Source organism: uncultured Salinisphaera sp., assembly GCF_964012375.1.
In the GTDB taxonomy this organism is placed as follows: domain Bacteria; phylum Pseudomonadota; class Gammaproteobacteria; order Nevskiales; family Salinisphaeraceae; genus Salinisphaera.
The window spans coordinates 1-16,937 of record NZ_CAXGSH010000087.1; the positions used below are offsets into that span (position 1 = coordinate 1).

General features: G+C 65.0%; 18 protein-coding genes and 1 pseudogene. 14 read left to right on the forward strand and 5 right to left on the reverse strand.

Annotated features, from left to right (window positions below; translation table 11 throughout):
- The first annotated feature begins 220 nt into the window (after positions 1–220).
- The 11 genes from truA to ABNU97_RS14130 all read left to right on the forward strand — a co-directional run bounded on the left by truA (position 221) and on the right by ABNU97_RS14130 (position 11,268).
- Positions 221–1,000, forward strand: coding sequence for a tRNA pseudouridine(38-40) synthase TruA (gene truA, locus ABNU97_RS14080; protein WP_348767323.1), 780 nt, complete (start codon positions 221–223; stop codon positions 998–1,000).
- Positions 1,001–1,045: 45 nt separating this feature from the next.
- The gene (locus ABNU97_RS14085) at positions 1,046–1,717 is read left to right on the forward strand and encodes a phosphoribosylanthranilate isomerase (protein WP_348767324.1); all 672 of its coding nucleotides are present in this window, start codon (positions 1,046–1,048) and stop codon (positions 1,715–1,717) included.
- 130 nt (positions 1,718–1,847) lie between these two features.
- Positions 1,848–3,032 carry a tryptophan synthase subunit beta gene (gene trpB, locus ABNU97_RS14090; RefSeq protein ID WP_348767339.1) on the forward strand — a complete coding sequence of 395 codons (1,185 nt, stop codon included), beginning with the start codon at positions 1,848–1,850 and terminating at the stop codon, positions 3,030–3,032.
- Entirely contained in the window at positions 3,029–3,865 is an 837-nt protein-coding gene (gene trpA / locus ABNU97_RS14095; RefSeq protein ID WP_348767325.1) for a tryptophan synthase subunit alpha, read from the forward strand. The genes trpB and trpA overlap by 4 nt, the downstream gene beginning before the upstream one ends.
- Positions 3,862–4,749 carry an acetyl-CoA carboxylase, carboxyltransferase subunit beta gene (gene accD, locus ABNU97_RS14100; RefSeq protein WP_348767326.1) on the forward strand — a complete coding sequence of 296 codons (888 nt, stop codon included), beginning with the start codon at positions 3,862–3,864 and terminating at the stop codon, positions 4,747–4,749. The genes trpA and accD overlap by 4 nt, the downstream gene beginning before the upstream one ends.
- The gene (locus tag ABNU97_RS14105; protein WP_348767327.1) at positions 4,746–6,002 is read left to right on the forward strand and encodes a folylpolyglutamate synthase/dihydrofolate synthase family protein; all 1,257 of its coding nucleotides are present in this window, start codon (positions 4,746–4,748) and stop codon (positions 6,000–6,002) included. Before accD ends, ABNU97_RS14105 begins: the two co-directional genes overlap by 4 nt.
- 8 nt (positions 6,003–6,010) lie before the next feature.
- Positions 6,011–6,685 carry an SPOR domain-containing protein gene (locus ABNU97_RS14110; protein WP_348767328.1) on the forward strand — a complete coding sequence of 225 codons (675 nt, stop codon included), beginning with the start codon at positions 6,011–6,013 and terminating at the stop codon, positions 6,683–6,685.
- Between the two features lie 67 nt (positions 6,686–6,752).
- A complete protein-coding gene (locus ABNU97_RS14115; RefSeq protein WP_348767329.1) occupies positions 6,753–7,283 on the forward strand; it encodes a CvpA family protein in 531 nt (176 codons plus the stop codon).
- A gap of 12 nt (positions 7,284–7,295) precedes the next feature.
- Entirely contained in the window at positions 7,296–8,807 is a 1,512-nt protein-coding gene (gene purF, locus ABNU97_RS14120) for an amidophosphoribosyltransferase (RefSeq protein WP_348767330.1), read from the forward strand.
- 482 nt (positions 8,808–9,289) lie between these two features.
- Complete coding sequence (locus ABNU97_RS14125) at positions 9,290–10,477, forward strand: O-succinylhomoserine sulfhydrylase (protein WP_348767331.1); 1,188 nt, start codon at positions 9,290–9,292, stop codon at positions 10,475–10,477.
- Positions 10,474–11,268 carry a ferritin-like domain-containing protein gene (locus ABNU97_RS14130; protein WP_348767340.1) on the forward strand — a complete coding sequence of 265 codons (795 nt, stop codon included), beginning with the start codon at positions 10,474–10,476 and terminating at the stop codon, positions 11,266–11,268. The genes ABNU97_RS14125 and ABNU97_RS14130 overlap by 4 nt, the downstream gene beginning before the upstream one ends.
- Positions 11,269–11,274: 6 nt before the next feature.
- Here ABNU97_RS14130 and ABNU97_RS14135 read toward each other — a convergent pair whose 3' ends face one another.
- From ABNU97_RS14135 to dusA, 4 genes are all read right to left on the reverse strand, one after another.
- Positions 11,275–12,036, reverse strand: a complete 762-nt coding sequence (locus tag ABNU97_RS14135) for an SDR family oxidoreductase (RefSeq protein ID WP_348767332.1) — start codon at positions 12,034–12,036, stop codon at positions 11,275–11,277.
- A 70-nt stretch (positions 12,037–12,106) separates the two neighbouring features.
- The gene (locus ABNU97_RS14140; RefSeq protein WP_348767333.1) at positions 12,107–12,829 is read right to left on the reverse strand and encodes a UDP-2,3-diacylglucosamine diphosphatase; all 723 of its coding nucleotides are present in this window, start codon (positions 12,827–12,829) and stop codon (positions 12,107–12,109) included.
- Positions 12,830–12,835: 6 nt separating this feature from the next.
- Positions 12,836–13,327: a peptidylprolyl isomerase gene (locus tag ABNU97_RS14145; protein ID WP_348767334.1), complete on the reverse strand. Its 492-nt coding sequence runs from the start codon at positions 13,325–13,327 to the stop codon at positions 12,836–12,838.
- An 86-nt stretch (positions 13,328–13,413) separates the two neighbouring features.
- Positions 13,414–14,442 carry a tRNA dihydrouridine(20/20a) synthase DusA gene (dusA, locus tag ABNU97_RS14150; RefSeq protein WP_348767335.1) on the reverse strand — a complete coding sequence of 343 codons (1,029 nt, stop codon included), beginning with the start codon at positions 14,440–14,442 and terminating at the stop codon, positions 13,414–13,416.
- A gap of 164 nt (positions 14,443–14,606) precedes the next feature.
- Between dusA and ABNU97_RS14155 the strand changes: the two genes are divergently transcribed.
- Positions 14,607–15,689, forward strand: coding sequence for a quinone-dependent dihydroorotate dehydrogenase (locus tag ABNU97_RS14155; protein ID WP_348767336.1), 1,083 nt, complete (start codon positions 14,607–14,609; stop codon positions 15,687–15,689).
- Here ABNU97_RS14155 and ABNU97_RS14160 read toward each other — a convergent pair.
- On the reverse strand, positions 15,652–16,167 hold the full coding sequence (locus ABNU97_RS14160) for a YqiA/YcfP family alpha/beta fold hydrolase (protein WP_348767337.1): 516 nt from the start codon (positions 16,165–16,167) through the stop codon (positions 15,652–15,654). The genes ABNU97_RS14155 and ABNU97_RS14160 overlap by 38 nt on opposite strands.
- A gap of 137 nt (positions 16,168–16,304) precedes the next feature.
- On the opposite strand from ABNU97_RS14160, the gene ABNU97_RS14165 reads away from it, so the two are divergent.
- The gene (locus tag ABNU97_RS14165; RefSeq protein ID WP_348767338.1) at positions 16,305–16,550 is read left to right on the forward strand and encodes a hypothetical protein; all 246 of its coding nucleotides are present in this window, start codon (positions 16,305–16,307) and stop codon (positions 16,548–16,550) included.
- 155 nt (positions 16,551–16,705) lie between these two features.
- Positions 16,706–16,937, forward strand: a pseudogene (locus ABNU97_RS14170) (hypothetical protein); the annotation flags it as partial.

The window sequence follows — 16,937 nt, forward strand, 5'->3', positions numbered from 1 at the left end:
TGTTCATACTGGCGCGCCTCGTCGCCATGGTGGCGATGGCGTGATCCTTTTTTTTCGCTGAATACAGCCGCATAAACGCAGGGCCCATGCGCTTGGCAGACCGCTCGATATCGTTGCCCGCAACACCTGGAAGGCCGGGCAGGCGCAGAGGCTTATTCGGCGTACGTTGTTCGACCGGCGCGGTTCGCCCCGCCCGGTGTGTCGGCGAGGCCCGGTGCTGATGCGCTGGGCTGCCTGTGTCGAATACGACGGCTCGGCCTACCACGGCTGGCAGAGCCAGCCGCACGCGGCCAGCGTTCAGGACACGCTCGAAGCCGCCTTGTCGCGCCTCGCCGCGGCGCCGATTCGTACCGTCTGCAGCGGGCGCACGGATACGGGCGTTCATGCCCAGGGCCAGATCGTGCATTTCGATACCGATGTCGAACGTAGCCAGCGCGCGTGGCTGCTCGGTACCAATCGCTATCTGCCCGACGATGTCGCGCTGCAGTGGGTCATTCCGGTATCGACCGATTTTCATGCGCGTTTCGGCGCGATCGCGCGCGAATATCGCTACTGGATTCTCGATCGCACCGCGCCCAGTGCGCTGTGGCGCAACCGTGCCTATCATTCCCACCACCGACTCGACGAAGCCGCCATGCACAAGGCGGCCCAGCATCTGCTGGGCTATCACGATTTCAGCGCGTTTCGTGCCGCTGCCTGTCAGGCCAAGACGCCCTGGCGCGAACTCACCCGTTGCGATGTCGTACGCCGCGGCGACTGGGTACGCCTGGACGTGCATGCGAACGCCTTCTTGCATCATATGGTGCGCAATATCGTGGGCAGCCTGTTGCCGATCGGGCGCGGCCAGTACCCGGCCGACTGGATCGCCCAGTTGCTGGTCGAGGGCGACCGATGCCGTGCTGGCATGACTGCACCGGCGCAGGGGCTTTCGCTACGTCGCGTTCATTATCCGCCGGAATTCGATCTGCCGGCCCCGGCGCTGGATGACGACGGCTGGTAAACTGTCGTATTGGCAAGACACGGCCCATTCGCCATGGCGACGGCTATGAAACGAGTACGCATCAAGATTTGTGGCATCACGCGTCTGGAAGATGCGCTGGTCAGCGTGGATGCGGGCGCGGATGCGATCGGGTTCGTCTTTCACGAAGCCAGCGCGCGGGCGATCGACGTTGAGCAGGCCTGTGCCATCAGCCGCCAGCTGCCGCCGTTCGTGGCGCGGGTCGCGCTGTTTCTCGAGCCGGCGCCGGCCGCGGTACAGACCGTGCTCGACCAGCTGCGCCCGGATGCGCTGCAGTTTCATGGCCGCGAAACTGCCGAGTTCTGTCGTCGTTATGCCTGGCCGTTTCTCAAGAGCGTGCCGATGGGCGAGGAAAACGTCGAGCCGCGCGCCTGGGCCGATTACTATCACGATGCGCAAGGGCTGCTGCTCGACGCCAACCGCGCTGGCGCTGCCGGCGGCAGTGGCAAGACCTTCGACTGGCAGCGCGAGGCTGTCATGCCCGATATGCCGATTATCATCGCCGGCGGGCTGCATGCCGACAACGTGGGTGAAGCCATTCGCCGTTTTCAGCCGTATGCGGTGGATGTGAGCAGCGGCGTGGAAAGCGCACCCGGCGTCAAGGACGCCGAAAAGGTGCGTGCCTTCTGTGCTGCCGTGAGCCGCGCCCGGCCGGGCGGGATCGAGCGCCGCCAAGGCGAGCATGCCGGCCCGGCCTGAAGCGACGAACAAGGATTGACGAGCGACGCCCGCCAGGGCTTTTCGATCGAACAGAGGCTTGAAGAGTATGAATACACCTGAACCCCAGCAGCTCGACCCCGGTACACCGCTGGTCCACGCCTGGCGCAATATGCCCGATGCGCGCGGCCACTTTGGGCCCTATGGCGGTCGCTTCGTGGCCGAAACGCTGATGGCGCCTCTCGATGAGCTGTCCGCAGCCTATGAAGCCGCGCGCAACGATCCGGCCTTCATGGCCGCGCTCGATAAAGACCTGGCCGACTACGTGGGCCGGCCGACGCCGCTCTACCACGCGGAGCGGCTGTCGAAGAAGGCCGGCGGCGCCCAGATCTGGTTCAAGCGCGAAGACCTGAACCACACCGGCGCCCACAAGATCAACAACACCATCGGTCAGGCGCTGCTGGCTGCCCGCATGGGCAAGAAGCGCATCATCGCCGAAACCGGTGCCGGCCAGCACGGCGTGGCAACGGCGACCGTGGCCGCGCGGCTGGGGCTTGAGTGCGTGGTGTTCATGGGCAGCGAAGACATGCGGCGCCAGGCCACCAACGTCTATCGCATGCGCCTTCTGGGCGCCGAGGTGCGCCCGGTTGAGTCCGGCTCCAAGACGCTCAAGGACGCCATGAACGAAGCGCTGCGCGACTGGGTGGCGCACGTCGACGATACCTTCTACATCATCGGTACGGTCGCCGGCCCGCACCCGTATCCGGCCATGGTGCGCGATTTTCAGGCCGTGATCGGGCGCGAATCCCGACGCCAGATGCTCGAACGCCTCGGCCGCCTGCCGGATGCGCTGGTCGCCTGCGTAGGCGGCGGTTCGAATGCGATCGGCATCTTCTATCCGTTTCTCGACGACGAAGAGGTCGAGATCTACGGCGTCGAAGCCGGCGGCGACGGGGTGGCCACCGGCCGCCATGCGGCACCGCTGTCGGCCGGGCGTTCGGGCGTGTTGCACGGTAACCGCACCTATCTCATGCAGGACGACAACGGCCAGATCAGCGGCACGCACTCGGTGTCCGCCGGGCTGGATTACCCCGGCGTGGGTCCAGAACACTCCTGGCTCAAGGATATCGGGCGCGCGCACTATGTGGACATCACCGATACCGAAGCGCTGAACGCGTTCCATGAGTGCACCCGTATCGAGGGCATCATGCCGGCGCTCGAATCCGCACATGCCGTGGCCTATGCACAGAAGCTGGCGGCCACGATGAAGCCGGACCAGGTAGTGCTGGTGAACATGTCCGGCCGCGGCGACAAGGATATGGCGAGCGTCGCCGAGGCCGCAGGAGAAACGCTATGAGCCGCCTGGCAGGCCGTCTGGGTACGCTGCGCGAGCAGGGGCGCAGCGCGCTGATCCCTTATCTCACCGCCGGCGATCCGGCACCGGACGCGACCGCGGGCTTCATGCATGCCCTGGTCGAGGCCGGCGCCGACGTGCTGGAAGTCGGGGTACCGTTTACCGACCCCATGGCGGACGGGCCGGTCATCCAGGGCGCCTGTGAGCGCGCCCTGGCGGCCGGCATGAGCCTGTCCGGCGTGCTGGACGTGGTGGCCGAATTCCGCCAGCGCGATAATGAAACGCCGATCGTGCTGATGGGCTATCTCAATCCCATCGATCGCATGGGCCTGGACACGTTCGCCGAGCGTGCGCACAAGGCCGGCGTGGACGGCGTACTTATCGTCGACATGACCGCCGAGGAGGCACCGGATATCGTGCCCACGCTGGAAAGCGCCGGGCTCGACGCGGTCTGCCTGATCGCGCCGACCACCGGCGAAGCGCGTATCGAAAAGATCTGCGCCAACGCGGGCGGTTTCGTCTACTACGTGTCGTTCAAGGGCGTGACCGGCTCGGCGAGCCTGGACGTATCCTCGCTGGCTGCGAGCATTGAACGTATTCGCGCCAAAACCGAGCTGCCGGTGGCGGTAGGCTTCGGGGTCAGCACGCCGGAAAACGCCGCCGATGTATCGCGGGTGGCCGATGCCGTGGTGGTCGGGAGTGCGCTCGTGCGCCAGATCGCCGAACACGGCGCGGACCGCGACGCCACCCGGGCCGCGTTACGCGATACCCTGTCGGCCATGCGTCGCGCGATCGACGAACAGGACAATATGCAAGAGGAGGCACGCCGCGCATGAGCTGGCTCGAAAAACTCATGCCGTCGCAGATGCGAAACGACTCGGCGGCAAAGAAAAGCACGGTCCCGGAAGGCCTTTGGACCAAGTGCAGCAACTGCGGTGCGGTGCTCTACAGCGCCGAGATGGAGCGCTCGCTGGAGGTCTGCCCGAAGTGCAACGCGCACCAGCGCCTGCGCGCGCGCAAGCGCCTCGATCTGTTTCTCGACCCCGACAATCGTGAAGAGCTGGCGCTGGGCATCGAGCCGCGCGACCCGCTCAAGTTTCGCGACAGCCGTAAATATCGCGAGCGCCTGAGCCAGGCGCAGAAGGACTCCGGCGAACGCGAAGCGGCGCTGGTCATGGCCGGCACGCTCAAGCAGATGCCGGTGGTGGCCGGGGCCCTCGACTTCGGCTTCATGGGCGGCTCCATGGGCAGCGTTGTCGGTGAAGCCTTCGTGCGCGGCGTGCACGGGGCCATCGAGCGCAACTGTCCGTTCATATTCTTTTCCGCCAGCGGCGGGGCGCGCATGCAGGAAGGCCTGTTTTCGCTCCTGCAGATGGGCAAGACGAGCACCGCGCTCACACGTCTGGCCGATCGTGGCCTGCCGTTCGTGTCGGTGCTCACCCATCCGACCATGGGCGGCGTGGCGGCAAGCTATGCCATGCTGGGCGATATCAACGTCGCGGAGCCGGAAGCCCTCATCGGCTTTGCCGGGCCGCGCGTCATCGAGCAGACGGTCAAGCAGACGCTGCCGGAAGGCTTCCAGCGTAGCGAATTCCTGCTCGAGCACGGCGCGGTCGACATGATCGTCGAGCGCCGGCACCTGCGTGACCGCATCCACAAGGTGGTCTCCGTCTTCATGCACTACGATGCCGCGCCGGAACAGGCCGCCGATGTAACGTGAGCGAACCTGCGCCGCTCGACGGCAGCGTCGACGACTGGCTGGCCTGGCAGCTCACGCTGCACGCCAGCGAGATGGAGCTGGGCCTGGCGCGGGTATCCGAAGTGGCCCATCGCCTGGGCGTGCCCACCGGCCGGGCCCGGCGCGTAATCGTGGCCGGCACCAACGGCAAGGGCAGCTGCGCCGCGCTTATCGAGCAGCTGCTCGGCGATGGCGCGCGCGTGGGAACCTATACCTCGCCACATCTGTGGCGCTACAACGAACGATTTCGTATCGACGGCGCGCCGGTGTCGGATGTCGCGCTGCTGCGCGCGTTCAAGGCGGTAGAGGCCGCGCGTGGCGATACGTCGCTGACGTTTTTCGAGTACGGCACCCTGGCCGCGCTGTGGTTGTTCGACGCCGAGCCCGTGGACTATGCCGTGCTCGAGGTCGGCCTGGGTGGACGCCTGGACGCGGTCAATATCGTCGATGCCGACGTCGCGCTGATTACCAACATCGGGCTCGATCATCTCGACTGGCTGGGCAACGATCGCGAAAGCATCGGCTACGAGAAGGCGGGCGTCATGCGTCCGGATCGCCCGGCCATCTGCTGCGATCGCAAGCCGCCGGCGTCGCTGGCGCGCCATGCAGACAACATCGGTGCACGGCTGGAAGGCATCGGCGAAGCCTTCGATATCGAATACGTGGGCGGGGGCTGGTCTTTTCATCGTGGCGGCCACAGGCGCGAACTGTCGCGGGTGCCCGGCGTGCTGGCGGATAATCTGGCCGGCGCGCTGGCCGTGGTCGATGCGCTCACCGATACGCTGCCGGGCGCGGCTGCGATCGATAGCGCCTGTCGTGCACAGGCGCGGCTGGTCGGGCGGCGCGAACGCGTCGACGCCGCGGTACCGATCATCTACGATGTCGCCCACAACGCCGAGGCGGTCGCCGTGCTCGCCGGGGAACTGGCGGCCCAGCGGATATCGGGCCGCACCCATGTAGTACTCGGTATGCTCGCTGATAAACCGGTCGAAACGGTGGCGGCACACCTTGAAAAGGTGGCCGAGCGATTCTATTTCGCAGGCCTGGATACGTTGGGCGCGCGCGGTCTTCGCGCATCGGAACTCGCCCGTCGTGCCGGTATCGAAGGTGGGCTTTACGAGTCGCCGGCGGCTGCGTTGAGTGCGGCGCAATCGGCGAGTGAGCCCGGTGATCGCCTGGTCGTGTGTGGTTCCTTTCTTACCGTGGCGCACGCCCGGAGGCCAATGCCGTCATGAAGGATGTAATGAAAAAACGAGTTGTCGGAGCCGTGGTTCTGGTCGTTCTGGGCATTGCGCTGCCGTTGTTGCTGGCGCGCTGCATGCAAGGCGACGACGGCGATACGCAGGCCATGCGCGTTTACGAAGTCGCCCCGGATGGCGAGGCGCGCCCGGCCAGCGCGGGCGACGATGACGCCCCGGTGCGCGACGACGTGGACGGAGCCAGCAGCGTCGCCGCAGGCGAACGTCGTGAAGCCGAGCAAGCGCCGGACGAGGTCGAGACGCCGGACCTGCCCGAGGCCGTGTCGCCGGCCAGCGTGGCTGAGCGCACCCCGGTTCGTAGCGAGCCGGCGCGACGTGCCGAGCCCGAACCTGAGCCCGCAGCCGAAGCGCCCTCCGAGCCGGCCGGCGCGACCGCCGAAGCGTCGGCGTCGAACAATGGCGGCTCTCTGCGCCAAAATGCCTCGTTCTCGGGTGGCTATGTAGTGCAGGTGGCGAGTTTTCGTGACGAGGCAAGCGCCGAAAAAGTCGCGCGTGAGCTCAACGGCGAATTCAAGGCGTTTTATCGCGCAGGCGACGTCAACGGCACCACCTACTATCGCGTGCGCGTGGGGCCGTTCGAAAATGAGGCGGCGGCCAATTCGGCGGCGGCGCAGCTGCGGCGAGCGGGGCGCGCGACGCTGGTTCGCCGCGCCGAGTGATCATGCGCGGTCGGGCCGGGTATGTGTTTGCTAGACTACCCGGGTCCGGCCGGTTTGAACGGGTGCCATGATCTGGGTCGATATCGCCATTCTGGCCGTGGTCGCGCTGTCTGCGACCATCGGTTTCTTCCGCGGCTTTCTGCGCGAAGCCATCGGGCTTGCAACCTGGCTGCTGGCTTTCTATCTAGCGTTCTCCTTCGCCGATACGGGTGCAGCATTGCTGCAGGGCTGGATATCCGTGGGCTCGGCCCGTCTGGCGGTGGCGTTCGGCCTGATCTTCATTCTGGTTCTGCTGCTGGGAGCGGTCTTGAACTACGTCATCGGCCGATTGGTGAACCAGACCGGTTTCGCCGGTACCGACCGCGCGATCGGCGGCCTGTTTGGCGTGCTGCGTGGCGTGGCGGTACTGATCGTGCTGGTGCTGCTTGCAGGCGTGACGCCGGTACCGCGCGATGCGTGGTGGCAGCAGTCGATATTCATCGCCCATCTACAGGACGGCGCGCTCTGGGTGCGCGATTTCCTGCCGCCGGATCTGGCCGGCGCGATCACCTATCCTGAGCCGGCGGCGCCGGCTGAAGATTCTTCATCCTCTATCTGAACTGGTCTCGCTATGTGCGGCATTGTAGGCATCGTTTCTCATACCCCCGTCAACCAGGAGCTGTATGACGCCCTGACGGTGCTGCAGCACCGCGGCCAGGATGCGGCCGGCATCGTCACCACCAGCGGTGGCCGGCTGTTCCTGCGCAAGGACAACGGGCTGGTGCGCGACGTATTTCGTACCGACCACATGCTGCGCCTGCAGGGCAACGCCGGGGTGGGGCATGTGCGCTACCCTACCGCGGGGGTGGATACCAGCGCCGAGGCGCAGCCGTTCTACGTGAACACGCCGTACGGCATCTGCCTGTCGCACAACGGCAATCTCACCAACGCCGACCAGCTCAAGGAAGAACTTTACCGCTCGGATCGGCGTCATCTGAATACCGATTCCGATTCCGAAATCCTGCTCAACGTATTCGCGCACGAATTGATGCGCAGCGAACGCTTGCAGCTGGCACCCTCGGACATTTTCGAGGCGGTCGCGGCCGTGCACCGGCGCTGTCGCGGCGGCTATGCGGCCACGGCGCTGATTACCGGCTACGCCATGGTCGGGTTTCGCGATCCCCACGGTATCCGGCCCGTGGTCTACGGCAAGCGCGAAACCGAGGCCGGTACCGATTACATGATCGCCTCCGAGTCGGTGGCGCTCGATGCGCTGGGTTACGAACTCATCGACGATATCAATCCGGGCGAGTGCGTGGTCATCACCCTCGACGGCGAGATTCACGTACAGCAATGCGCCGACAACCCCAGCTATGCGCCGTGCATCTTCGAGTATGTCTATCTGTCACGTCCTGATTCGGTGATCGACGACGTCTATGTCTACAAGGCGCGTCTGCGCATGGGCACGTATCTGGCGGAAAAGATCCAGCGCGAATGGCCCGATCACGATATCGACGTGGTCATTCCCATTCCTTCCACCAGCCGCACCGCGGCCGTGGAACTGGCCAGCCAGCTGGACGTGAAGTACCGGGAAGGCTTCATCAAGAACCGCTATATCGGGCGGACCTTCATCATGCCGGGCCAGCAGCAGCGGGCGAAATCGGTTCGCCAGAAGCTCAACCCCATCGATCTCGAATTCGCCGACAAGAACGTGCTGCTCGTCGACGATTCCATCGTGCGCGGCACGACTTCGCGTCAAATCATCGAAATGGCGCGCGACGCCGGCGCCCGCAAGGTCTATTTCGCCTCGGCCGCGCCGCCGGTGCGCTACCCGAACGTCTACGGCATCGATATGCCGAGCGCGACCGAGCTGGTCGCCCATGGTCATAGCGAAGAAGAGATTGCCGAAATCATTGGCGCAGACAAGCTGATCTATCAGGACATGGAAGATCTGGTGCGCTCGGTCAACGTCGGCAACGCCGATTTGGAGCGTTTCGACGACTCCGTGTTCACCGGCGAGTACGTGACCGCGGATATCAGCGCTTCCTATCTAGAGCAGTTGGAGCTGTTCCGCGCCGACGCCGCCCGCGAAGACCGGCGTGCCAAGGATAACGCCGTGCTGGAACTGCATAACGACGGCTAGGGAATGCAGAGCCTCCCCAGGCGCGCCGACATGAACGGGCGCCGCGTGTCCATGGTTGATCGCGGCGCCCGGTGGTTTCATAATGCACAGGCGCCGATTTGTAACAGCTTGCGGGCGCCCTAAGGCCGGCAAACAGTTAATCGCATCGCCGCGTTGCTGCGCAAAATTCGGTCAAGCAAGGCAAGAGGAGCGAAATTGGGTTTCATCCAATGAGCGACGACTAACGCCGCTTGGCGGGATTTTGAGCGCAACCCTGCGGGCCGCTGGCGATTTTCAGCATTCCAGCGTTGCAGCTCGCTCATGTAGCACGCTACACGACGCGCACTGCGCCTTGGCCTGCAGAAAATCGCCGGCGGCGCGGCGGATGCGCGTAACTGTTGGCCGGCCTGAAATTCCGCTAAACGGTCCGGGGACTGCAAGCCTGCATCGCATCGCGACTGCGGGTTTTTTTGTGCCCGAAACCGTCTGCCTGGAGATTTTCCATGACCGAAGAATTCGACGAAAGCTGGGGTACGGCCACACGCGGCGTGCGTGCCGGCACCCATCGCACGCCCGAAAGCGAGCACAGCAACGCCATCTACATGACGTCGAGCTTCGTGTTCGATTCGGCCGAAGAATGTGCGGAACGCTTTGCCGGCAACACGCCGGGCAATATCTATTCGCGTTTCACCAATCCCACGGTCGACGCTTTCTGTAAGCGCCTGGCGGCCATGGAAGGCGGCGAGTGCTGCGTGGCCACGGCCTCGGGTATGTCCGCGATCCTGGCCACCTGTCTGGCCACGCTGGAAGCCGGCGACCATATCGTGGCCGCGCATACGCTGTTCGGCTCCACCATCGGCCTGTTCAACAACTATCTGGCCAAGCTCGGCATCACCACCAGCTATGTGTCGCCGGAAGACATCGACGCCTGGAAGGCCGCGATCACGCCGGCTACGCGCATGTTGTTCGTGGAGACCCCCTCCAATCCGCTTACCGAAATCGTCGATATGGCCGCGCTGGCCGAGATCGCGAACGATAACGATGCGCTGCTGGTGGTCGACAACTGTTTCTGTACGCCGGCCCTGCAGCGGCCGCTGGACTTCGGCGCCCATGTGGTCACGCATTCGGCGACCAAGTTTCTGGATGGCCAGGGCAGGGCGCTCGGCGGTGCCGTCGTAGGCGATGCCGACATCGTCGGCGACAAGGTGTTTCGTTTTCTGCGCACCTGTGGGCCCACCATGAGCCCGTTCAACGCCTGGCTGTTCTACAAGGCGCTGGAAACGCTGGAAGTGCGCATGCAGGCGCACTGCCGTTCGGCCCAGCAGGTGGCGGAATGGCTGGTCGCACAGCCGGGCGTTGAACACGTCTATTACCCGGGACTGGCCTCGCATGCCCAGCACGAACTGGCCGCGCGCCAGCAGCCGGGCGGCTTCGGCAGCGTTCTATCGCTGCGGGTGGCCGGCGGCCGCGAAGCCGCGTTCAAGCTGATCAACGCCACGCGCATGCTCTCGATCACCGCGAATCTGGGCGATACGCGAACCACGATCGTGCACCCGGCGAGTACCACCCATGCCCGGATCTCGGCCGAGGATCGAGCCCGGGCGGGCATCAGCGAGGGCGTGATTCGTATTTCGGTGGGTTTGGAGAACGTCGAAGACATCATTGCCGATCTGGCCCGCGGTCTCGACTGAGCGTGCTTATCGACGATGTCCATGCCGCGCTGATGATGCGCGACCCCGCGCAGAAATGCGCGGCGACACGGGCGCTGCACGCGGCGGATAGCTCGGCGCTGGCGGATGCCGGCGGCACCCCGGAGCCCGTGGTCGTACCGGGGCGCCCGGACGCGCCGGCGCTGGTGCATCCGGCCCGGCTGGCCAAGCGGGGTCTGGGTAAACCGGCCGGGCGGGCGGCGTTGATCCATGCAATTGCCCATATCGAGTTCAACGCCATCAATCTCGGATTGGACGCGGCCTATCGGTTTCGCGGTATGCCGGCGGCCTTCTATGCCGACTGGCTGAGCATGGCGGCCGACGAGTCGCGCCATTTCGAAATGCTCAACAATCGGCTGGCCGACTACGGTTTCACCTACGGCGATTTCGATGCCCACAACGGCCTGTGGGAAATGGCGGTCAAGACCGCCCACGATGTGATGATTCGCATGGCGCTGGTGCCACGCGTGCTCGAAGCCCGAGGCCTGGACGTTACCCCAGGCATGATCGAGAAACTGCGCCAGGCCGGCGACGATGAAACCGTCGCCATCCTGGAAGTCATTCTCGAAGAAGAAGTGCCGCATGTAGAAATCGGCACCCGCTGGTTTCGCTATTGCGCCGAGCCGCGCGGGCTCGAGCCGGACAGCACCTTTACCCAGCTGCTCGACGAATACATGAACGGCGGCCCGCCGGGCCCGTACAACTTTCCCGCCCGGCGGCAAGCCCGGTTTTCGGAAAACGAACTGGACTGGCTCGCCAAGCGCCATTCATAGGCGCGGTCAGCGATTGATGCGATAGGCCACGCGTCGCAGCAGCGCACGCGGCGTGACCTTGCCGCTCCAGACCATCATCTTGTTGCGCACGCCCGGTATCACGATCGTGCGGTTCTGATTCTTGACGCCGATTTCGGCGACCTGCTGGCTGGTCATCGTGCCCATCTTGAACAGCTTGGCCTTGCTGGCCTCCGCGCGTTCGGCGAACTCGGAATCGGTCGGGCCGGGGCAGAGCGCACTCACCGAGACACGCCCGCGCAGCTCTTCGGCCAGGCTTTCCGAAAACGACAGCACGAACGCCTTGCTGGCGTAGTAGACCGCCATGTTGGGGCCGGCCTGGAAGGCGGCTACCGAGGCCACGTTGAGGATGAAGGGTGCCTGGGCCCGTTGAAGCAGCGGCAGCAGCCGATGGGTGAGATCCACCAGCGCGGTGACGTTGACCTGAATCATGGCCAGCTGTTTTTCGCGCGGGCGCTTGGCAAAGGGTCCGCTATCGCCAAAGCCGGCGTTGTTGACCAGCCCCTGCAGGCCCCAGTCGCGAGCGATCACCGTATCGGCCAGCTCGGCCACTCCGCTGGGATCGCCCAGATCCGCGCTGACCACTTCGACGCTGCGGCCGTGCCGCTCGCGCAGTTCGCCGGCAAGCTTTTCCAATCGATCGGTCCGACGCGCGGTCAGGATCAGGTCGTGGCCGCTTTCGGCATACTCACGGGCGAGGCTTTCGCCGATCCCGGAACTGGCGCCCGTGATCAAGGTGTACTGGCTCATGCTGTGGTTTGGTTGTGAAATGAGAGGATTTCACATTACCACGGCCGATCGCGCGCGCGCAGAGCGGCTGCTACGCCACATCCAGGCGTTCGATGCTGTGGCCGTTTGCGACGAGCACCTCGGCCCGCTCCGGGCGCCAGTCTGCAAGCACGATGCGTTCGCAGACCTGGCCATCGATATCGAAACGATGGCTATCGGGGCGATGGGTATGCCCGTGAATGAGCCGCGACACGCCATGCGTCTGCAGGCCCTGGCGTACGGCATCGGCGTTGACGTCCATGATGTGGGCCGGCTTGCTCGCCTTGCCGCGCATGCTGCGCTTGCGTGCGCGCCGCGCAATGCGCCGCCGCAGCCATAGCGGGATCTTGAGCATGCGCGCGCGCCAGCGCGGATCGGTATAGCGGGCACGAAAGGCCTGATGGGCCGTGTCGTCGGTACAGAAGATATCGCCGTGCGACAGCAGCGTCGGCGTGCCTTGCAGGTCGACCACCAGCGGGTCGTCGAGGATCTGCATATGGCTGGCGGCCACGAACGCTTCCCCGACCGCGAAATCGCGGTTGCCGCGCATGAAATACAGCGGCACGCCGGTTCGGGCCAGGGCCGCGAAACGGTCGATCACGCGGGCATGAACGGGCAGGGAACCGTCGTCGCCCACCCATACATCGAACAGGTCGCCCAGCACGTAGACGGCCTCGGCCGCGCGGGCTGGGCCGTCCAGATAACGAATCAGGCGTTCGGTGTTCGGGTCGTCGTCGCCGGTCAGATGGACATCGGCGAGTAGATGAACCGCCACCCTCGACTAGTCTTCGACGACCTCGGCGGTCTCGATCACGACCTGGTTCTGGGGCGCGTCCTGACGGAACGGGCCGGCCGAGCCGGTCGGGCCGGCGGCGATCTTGTCGACCACGTCCATGCCGTCGGTGACCTTGCCGAACACTGCATAGCCGGCATTGCCGCGGCTCGGGTTGAGCGGCGCGTTGTCGGTGAGGTTGACGAAGAACTGCGAGGTGGCCGAGTTGGGATCGCTGGTGCGGGCCATCGACAGGGTGCCGCGATCGTTCTTCAGGCCGTTGTCGGCCTCGTTGACGATCGGGTCACGCGTTTTCTTCTGTTGATAGTCTTCGGTGAAACCGCCGCCCTGAATCACGAAGCCCGGAATCACGCGATGGAAGATGGTGCCGTCGTAAAAGCCGTCGCGCACGTACTGCAGAAAATTCGCGGCCGACTTGGGCGCATCGTCTTCGAAGACCTCGATCGTGATATCACCGAGATTGGTATGCATAACAACCATGGAATCATCCTTGCTGGCGTCGCCGAAGGCGAACGCGAGGGGCGCGCAGAGCGCGATGGAAAGGAAAACAGTAGCGAGCAACTTCATCAGGCAACGGCCTCGGTTGGTTCGACGCGCGCAAGTGCCGCATCGAGAACGTTCAGGTCGGCATCCTTTCGATGACCCTGCTCGGAGAGCACGCGTCGCCAGGCCCGACCGCCCGGCTGGCCATGATACAGACCCAGCATATGGCGGGTAACGTCCTTGAGCGCGCCGCCGGCTGCCAGATGATCGGCAATGAAGCCGCGCGTGGCTTCGACGATCGCGCGTCGACTTGGTACCGCCGCGTTGGCGTTGAAGAAGCGCCGGTCGACATCCGCCATCACGTACGGATTCTTGTAGGCTTCGCGGCCGATCATCACGCCGTCGACGTGGGCGAGCTGGGCAGCGGCGCTATCCAGATCCACGAAGCCGCCATTGATGCTCATGGGCAGGGCCGGGAAGTCGCGCTTGAGCGCATGCACGCGCGCATAGTCCAGCGGCGGGATCTCGCGATTTTCCTTGGGGCTGAGCCCGGATAGCCAGGCCTTGCGCGCATGCACGATCAGCGCGTCGGCGCCGGCCGCGGCAACGGCGCTGGCGAACGCGTGCAGGAATTCGTAGCTGTCCTGATGATCGATGCCGATACGGGTCTTGACCGTCACCGGGATGGAAACCCGGGCCTTCATCGCTGCCACGCAGTCGGCCACGCGCTTTGGCTCGCCCATTAAACAGGCGCCGAAGGTGCCATTCTGAACCCGATCCGACGGGCAGCCGACGTTGATGTTGACCTCGTCGTAGCCGTGGTCCTCGGCCATGGCGGCGCAGTCGCCCATGGTCGCGGGATCGCTGCCGCCAAGCTGCAGGGCGACGGGGTGTTCGTCGGCGTGATAGGCCAGAAATCGCTCGCGATCGCCGTGAATCAACGCGCCGGTGGTCACCATCTCGGTGTAGAGCAGGGCCGAGCGGGTAATCTGGCGCATGAAGTAACGCTGTTCGCGCGTGGTCCAGGCCATCATGGGGGCGACGCTTATGCGCGTGCCCGGAGTCGGGCCGCCACTGGCCGGAATCGACGTTTGCGTGTCTGTTGCCGTCATTACGCCATATTTTACGCGCTTTTGCAGGCCGGGTGGCCCTAATGGCGCGACGGGTCGGCAAGCGCGGGCCGGCTGACGTCGCGCTGCGAACTCGCACGGGCCGTGAATCGCCGTCACAATAGGCGTTCGGATAGATTTCATTGTTTCGATCTGCAGGAGCGGTTATGTACGCGTTCGCCCGGCGTGCGTTGTTTGCGCTGGAACCGGAGACGGCACACGACCTGACCCTGGGCACGCTGTCGCGCAGCACCGCTCTGGTGCAGCGAATCTATGCCGACAAGATGCCGCACGTGCCGGTCGATCTCATGGGTATGCAGCTGCCCAACCCGATCGGGCTGGCTGCTGGCCTGGACAAGGACGGCCGTTGTATCGACGGCCTGTCGGCCCTGGGTTTCGGTTTTGTCGAAGTGGGCACGGTCACGCCCGAGCCCCAGCCGGGCAACGCCCGGCCGCGCCTGTTCCGTCTGCCCGAACAACGCGCCTTGATCAACCGTATGGGGTTCAACAACGACGGCGTCGCGGCGCTGGTGGAACGCGCGAAGCGTCGGCAGGGCACGACCGCGCTGGGCATCAATATCGGCAAGAATGCGATCACGCCGCCGGAACAGGCGGTGGCCGATTATCTGGCCGCGCTTAAGTCGGTTTACGCCATTGCCGACTACGTGACGATCAATATTTCTTCGCCCAACACCAAGGGTCTGCGCGATATGCAGGGGCGGGAAAGCCTCGATGAGCTGCTGGGCGCGCTGTGCGAAGAGCGCGACCGCCTGGCCGAGGCCGAGTCGCGCTACGTCCCGCTGGCGGTCAAGATCGCACCGGATCTGACCGAATCACAGCTGGATGCGATTGCCGATCGCCTGCTTCACCACCGTATCGACGGCGTGATTGCCACGAATACCACAATCGCCCGCGACGGGGTGCCGTTACGCTGGACTCGCGAGGCCGGCGGCTTGAGCGGGGTGCCGGTACGCGCGCAGGCCACGCGGGTGATTGCCGCGTTGCATGCGCGCCTGGGCGCAACGCTGCCGATCATCGGCGTGGGCGGTATCCAGAGCGCGCGCGATGCGACCGACAAGCTCGAAGCCGGGGCTACTGCGCTGCAGATGTATACGGGGCTGATCTATCAGGGGCCACGGCTGATTGCCGACTGCGCGCGGGCAGCACAGCGGGTGTATGCCGGCCAGCGTGCCAAGGCGCTCAAGAGCGTGGTCAACCGCGATCGAGCGCGCGCTGCAGCTGGGCGCTGAACAGGTCGCCGATCAGCTCGATCGATTCGCCGAGGCGGTGGCCATCGGCGACGACATGCAGGGCCGCGCGCCTCGCACTGGCGAAGGCATAGCTGCCCTCGAGCGGCACGATATCGTCGTCCCAGCCGTGGACGACCACGGTATCGTCGGGACAGTGGGACGGATCGCCGGGATAGCCCTCGAGGTAGAGCGCGGGCGCCATCAGTAGCAGTGCATCCGGGGCGAGCGTCTGGCAGGCCATCGCTGCAACATAGCCGCCCATGCTGGAACCGACCAGCACCAGTGGCGCGCCGGTGGGCGCATGCGCCAGCAGGCGTTCGACCCGGGCAGTTGCGTCCATCAGATCACTGTAATCGAGGCTCTCGACGGCAAAGCCATGGGCGCGCGCAATGTCTGCCAGATGCTGGATCTTGCTGCCCCAGGGACCGCTCTCCTTGCCGTGGGCGAAAACAACACGGGATTCGGACATTTCGGACATCGAATGGACGTTGATTGGCAGGGCGTCGTACTATGCCACGGCGCACGGTCTCATCGTGCGCTGTTCGATCCGTAGCACGGGGACCGACGCTGAAACTTCTGTCTTTTCTCAACTGGGCTGCCCTGGGCATCGGCGCGGTGACGACGCTGCTCTATGCGGTGGTCTGTCTGATGATGTGGCCCTACCCGCAGCTGGTAGCCGATGCCGGCGGGGATTTCGACCATGTCGTACAGATCGCGCTGGTCACCGCAGGCTTTACTGCGGCGGCCGCTCTGTCGACCTGGCTGGTGCAAAAGCGTCACCCCGCGCTGTGGCTGGGGCAGGGCGTATTGCTGGTCGCGCTGATCGGCGTGGTCATCTTTGCCGTGGCGCAGCGTTATTGACCGCTTGATCGCCGACCGGTGGCCCGGCGGGTGCATGCGTGCATCGGCCCATAGCGAAGCGAACGTGCAACGGCGTGCCGTGCCGGCCTTCACCTTCCATTTGATGGACGTCGCCGCGCACCGTATTCCAGACCGTTCAATGCCAGGTTGATCATATGAGCGAACAGCAAGCCATGCGCGACCAACCCCGCTGGCAGCTCGCCGCGTTGATACCGTTGGCGGTGGGGTTGTTCTGGTTGGCCAGTGGTTGGGGCCACGCGTGGGCGGTGGCGATCCCGGCCGCGTTCGCCGGCGTGCCGATTCTTGGCTGCGGTACCGCCATCGCGCTATGGCCCGGCGATCGCCAGATCACCCAGTATCTGGCCCTTGGCGCCTTTGTCAGCGCAC

What these genes read in the sequence shown, in the direction of transcription:
- truA (WP_348767323.1), top strand. Translation starts at nt 221, where the DNA reads ATGCGCTGGGCTGCCTGTGTCGAATACGACGGCTCGGCCTACCACGGC.
- ABNU97_RS14085 (WP_348767324.1), top strand. Translation starts at nt 1,046, where the DNA reads ATGAAACGAGTACGCATCAAGATTTGTGGCATCACGCGTCTGGAAGAT.
- trpB (WP_348767339.1), top strand. Translation starts at nt 1,848, where the DNA reads ATGCCCGATGCGCGCGGCCACTTTGGGCCCTATGGCGGTCGCTTCGTG.
- trpA (WP_348767325.1), top strand. Translation starts at nt 3,029, where the DNA reads ATGAGCCGCCTGGCAGGCCGTCTGGGTACGCTGCGCGAGCAGGGGCGC.
- accD (WP_348767326.1), top strand. Translation starts at nt 3,862, where the DNA reads ATGAGCTGGCTCGAAAAACTCATGCCGTCGCAGATGCGAAACGACTCG.
- ABNU97_RS14110 (WP_348767328.1), top strand. Translation starts at nt 6,011, where the DNA reads ATGAAAAAACGAGTTGTCGGAGCCGTGGTTCTGGTCGTTCTGGGCATT.
- ABNU97_RS14115 (WP_348767329.1), top strand. Translation starts at nt 6,753, where the DNA reads ATGATCTGGGTCGATATCGCCATTCTGGCCGTGGTCGCGCTGTCTGCG.
- purF (WP_348767330.1), top strand. Translation starts at nt 7,296, where the DNA reads ATGTGCGGCATTGTAGGCATCGTTTCTCATACCCCCGTCAACCAGGAG.
- ABNU97_RS14125 (WP_348767331.1), top strand. Translation starts at nt 9,290, where the DNA reads ATGACCGAAGAATTCGACGAAAGCTGGGGTACGGCCACACGCGGCGTG.
- ABNU97_RS14135 (WP_348767332.1), bottom strand. Translation starts at nt 12,036, where the DNA reads ATGAGCCAGTACACCTTGATCACGGGCGCCAGTTCCGGGATCGGCGAA.
- ABNU97_RS14145 (WP_348767334.1), bottom strand. Translation starts at nt 13,327, where the DNA reads ATGGTTGTTATGCATACCAATCTCGGTGATATCACGATCGAGGTCTTC.
- dusA (WP_348767335.1), bottom strand. Translation starts at nt 14,442, where the DNA reads ATGACGGCAACAGACACGCAAACGTCGATTCCGGCCAGTGGCGGCCCG.
- ABNU97_RS14155 (WP_348767336.1), top strand. Translation starts at nt 14,607, where the DNA reads ATGTACGCGTTCGCCCGGCGTGCGTTGTTTGCGCTGGAACCGGAGACG.
- ABNU97_RS14160 (WP_348767337.1), bottom strand. Translation starts at nt 16,167, where the DNA reads ATGTCCGAAATGTCCGAATCCCGTGTTGTTTTCGCCCACGGCAAGGAG.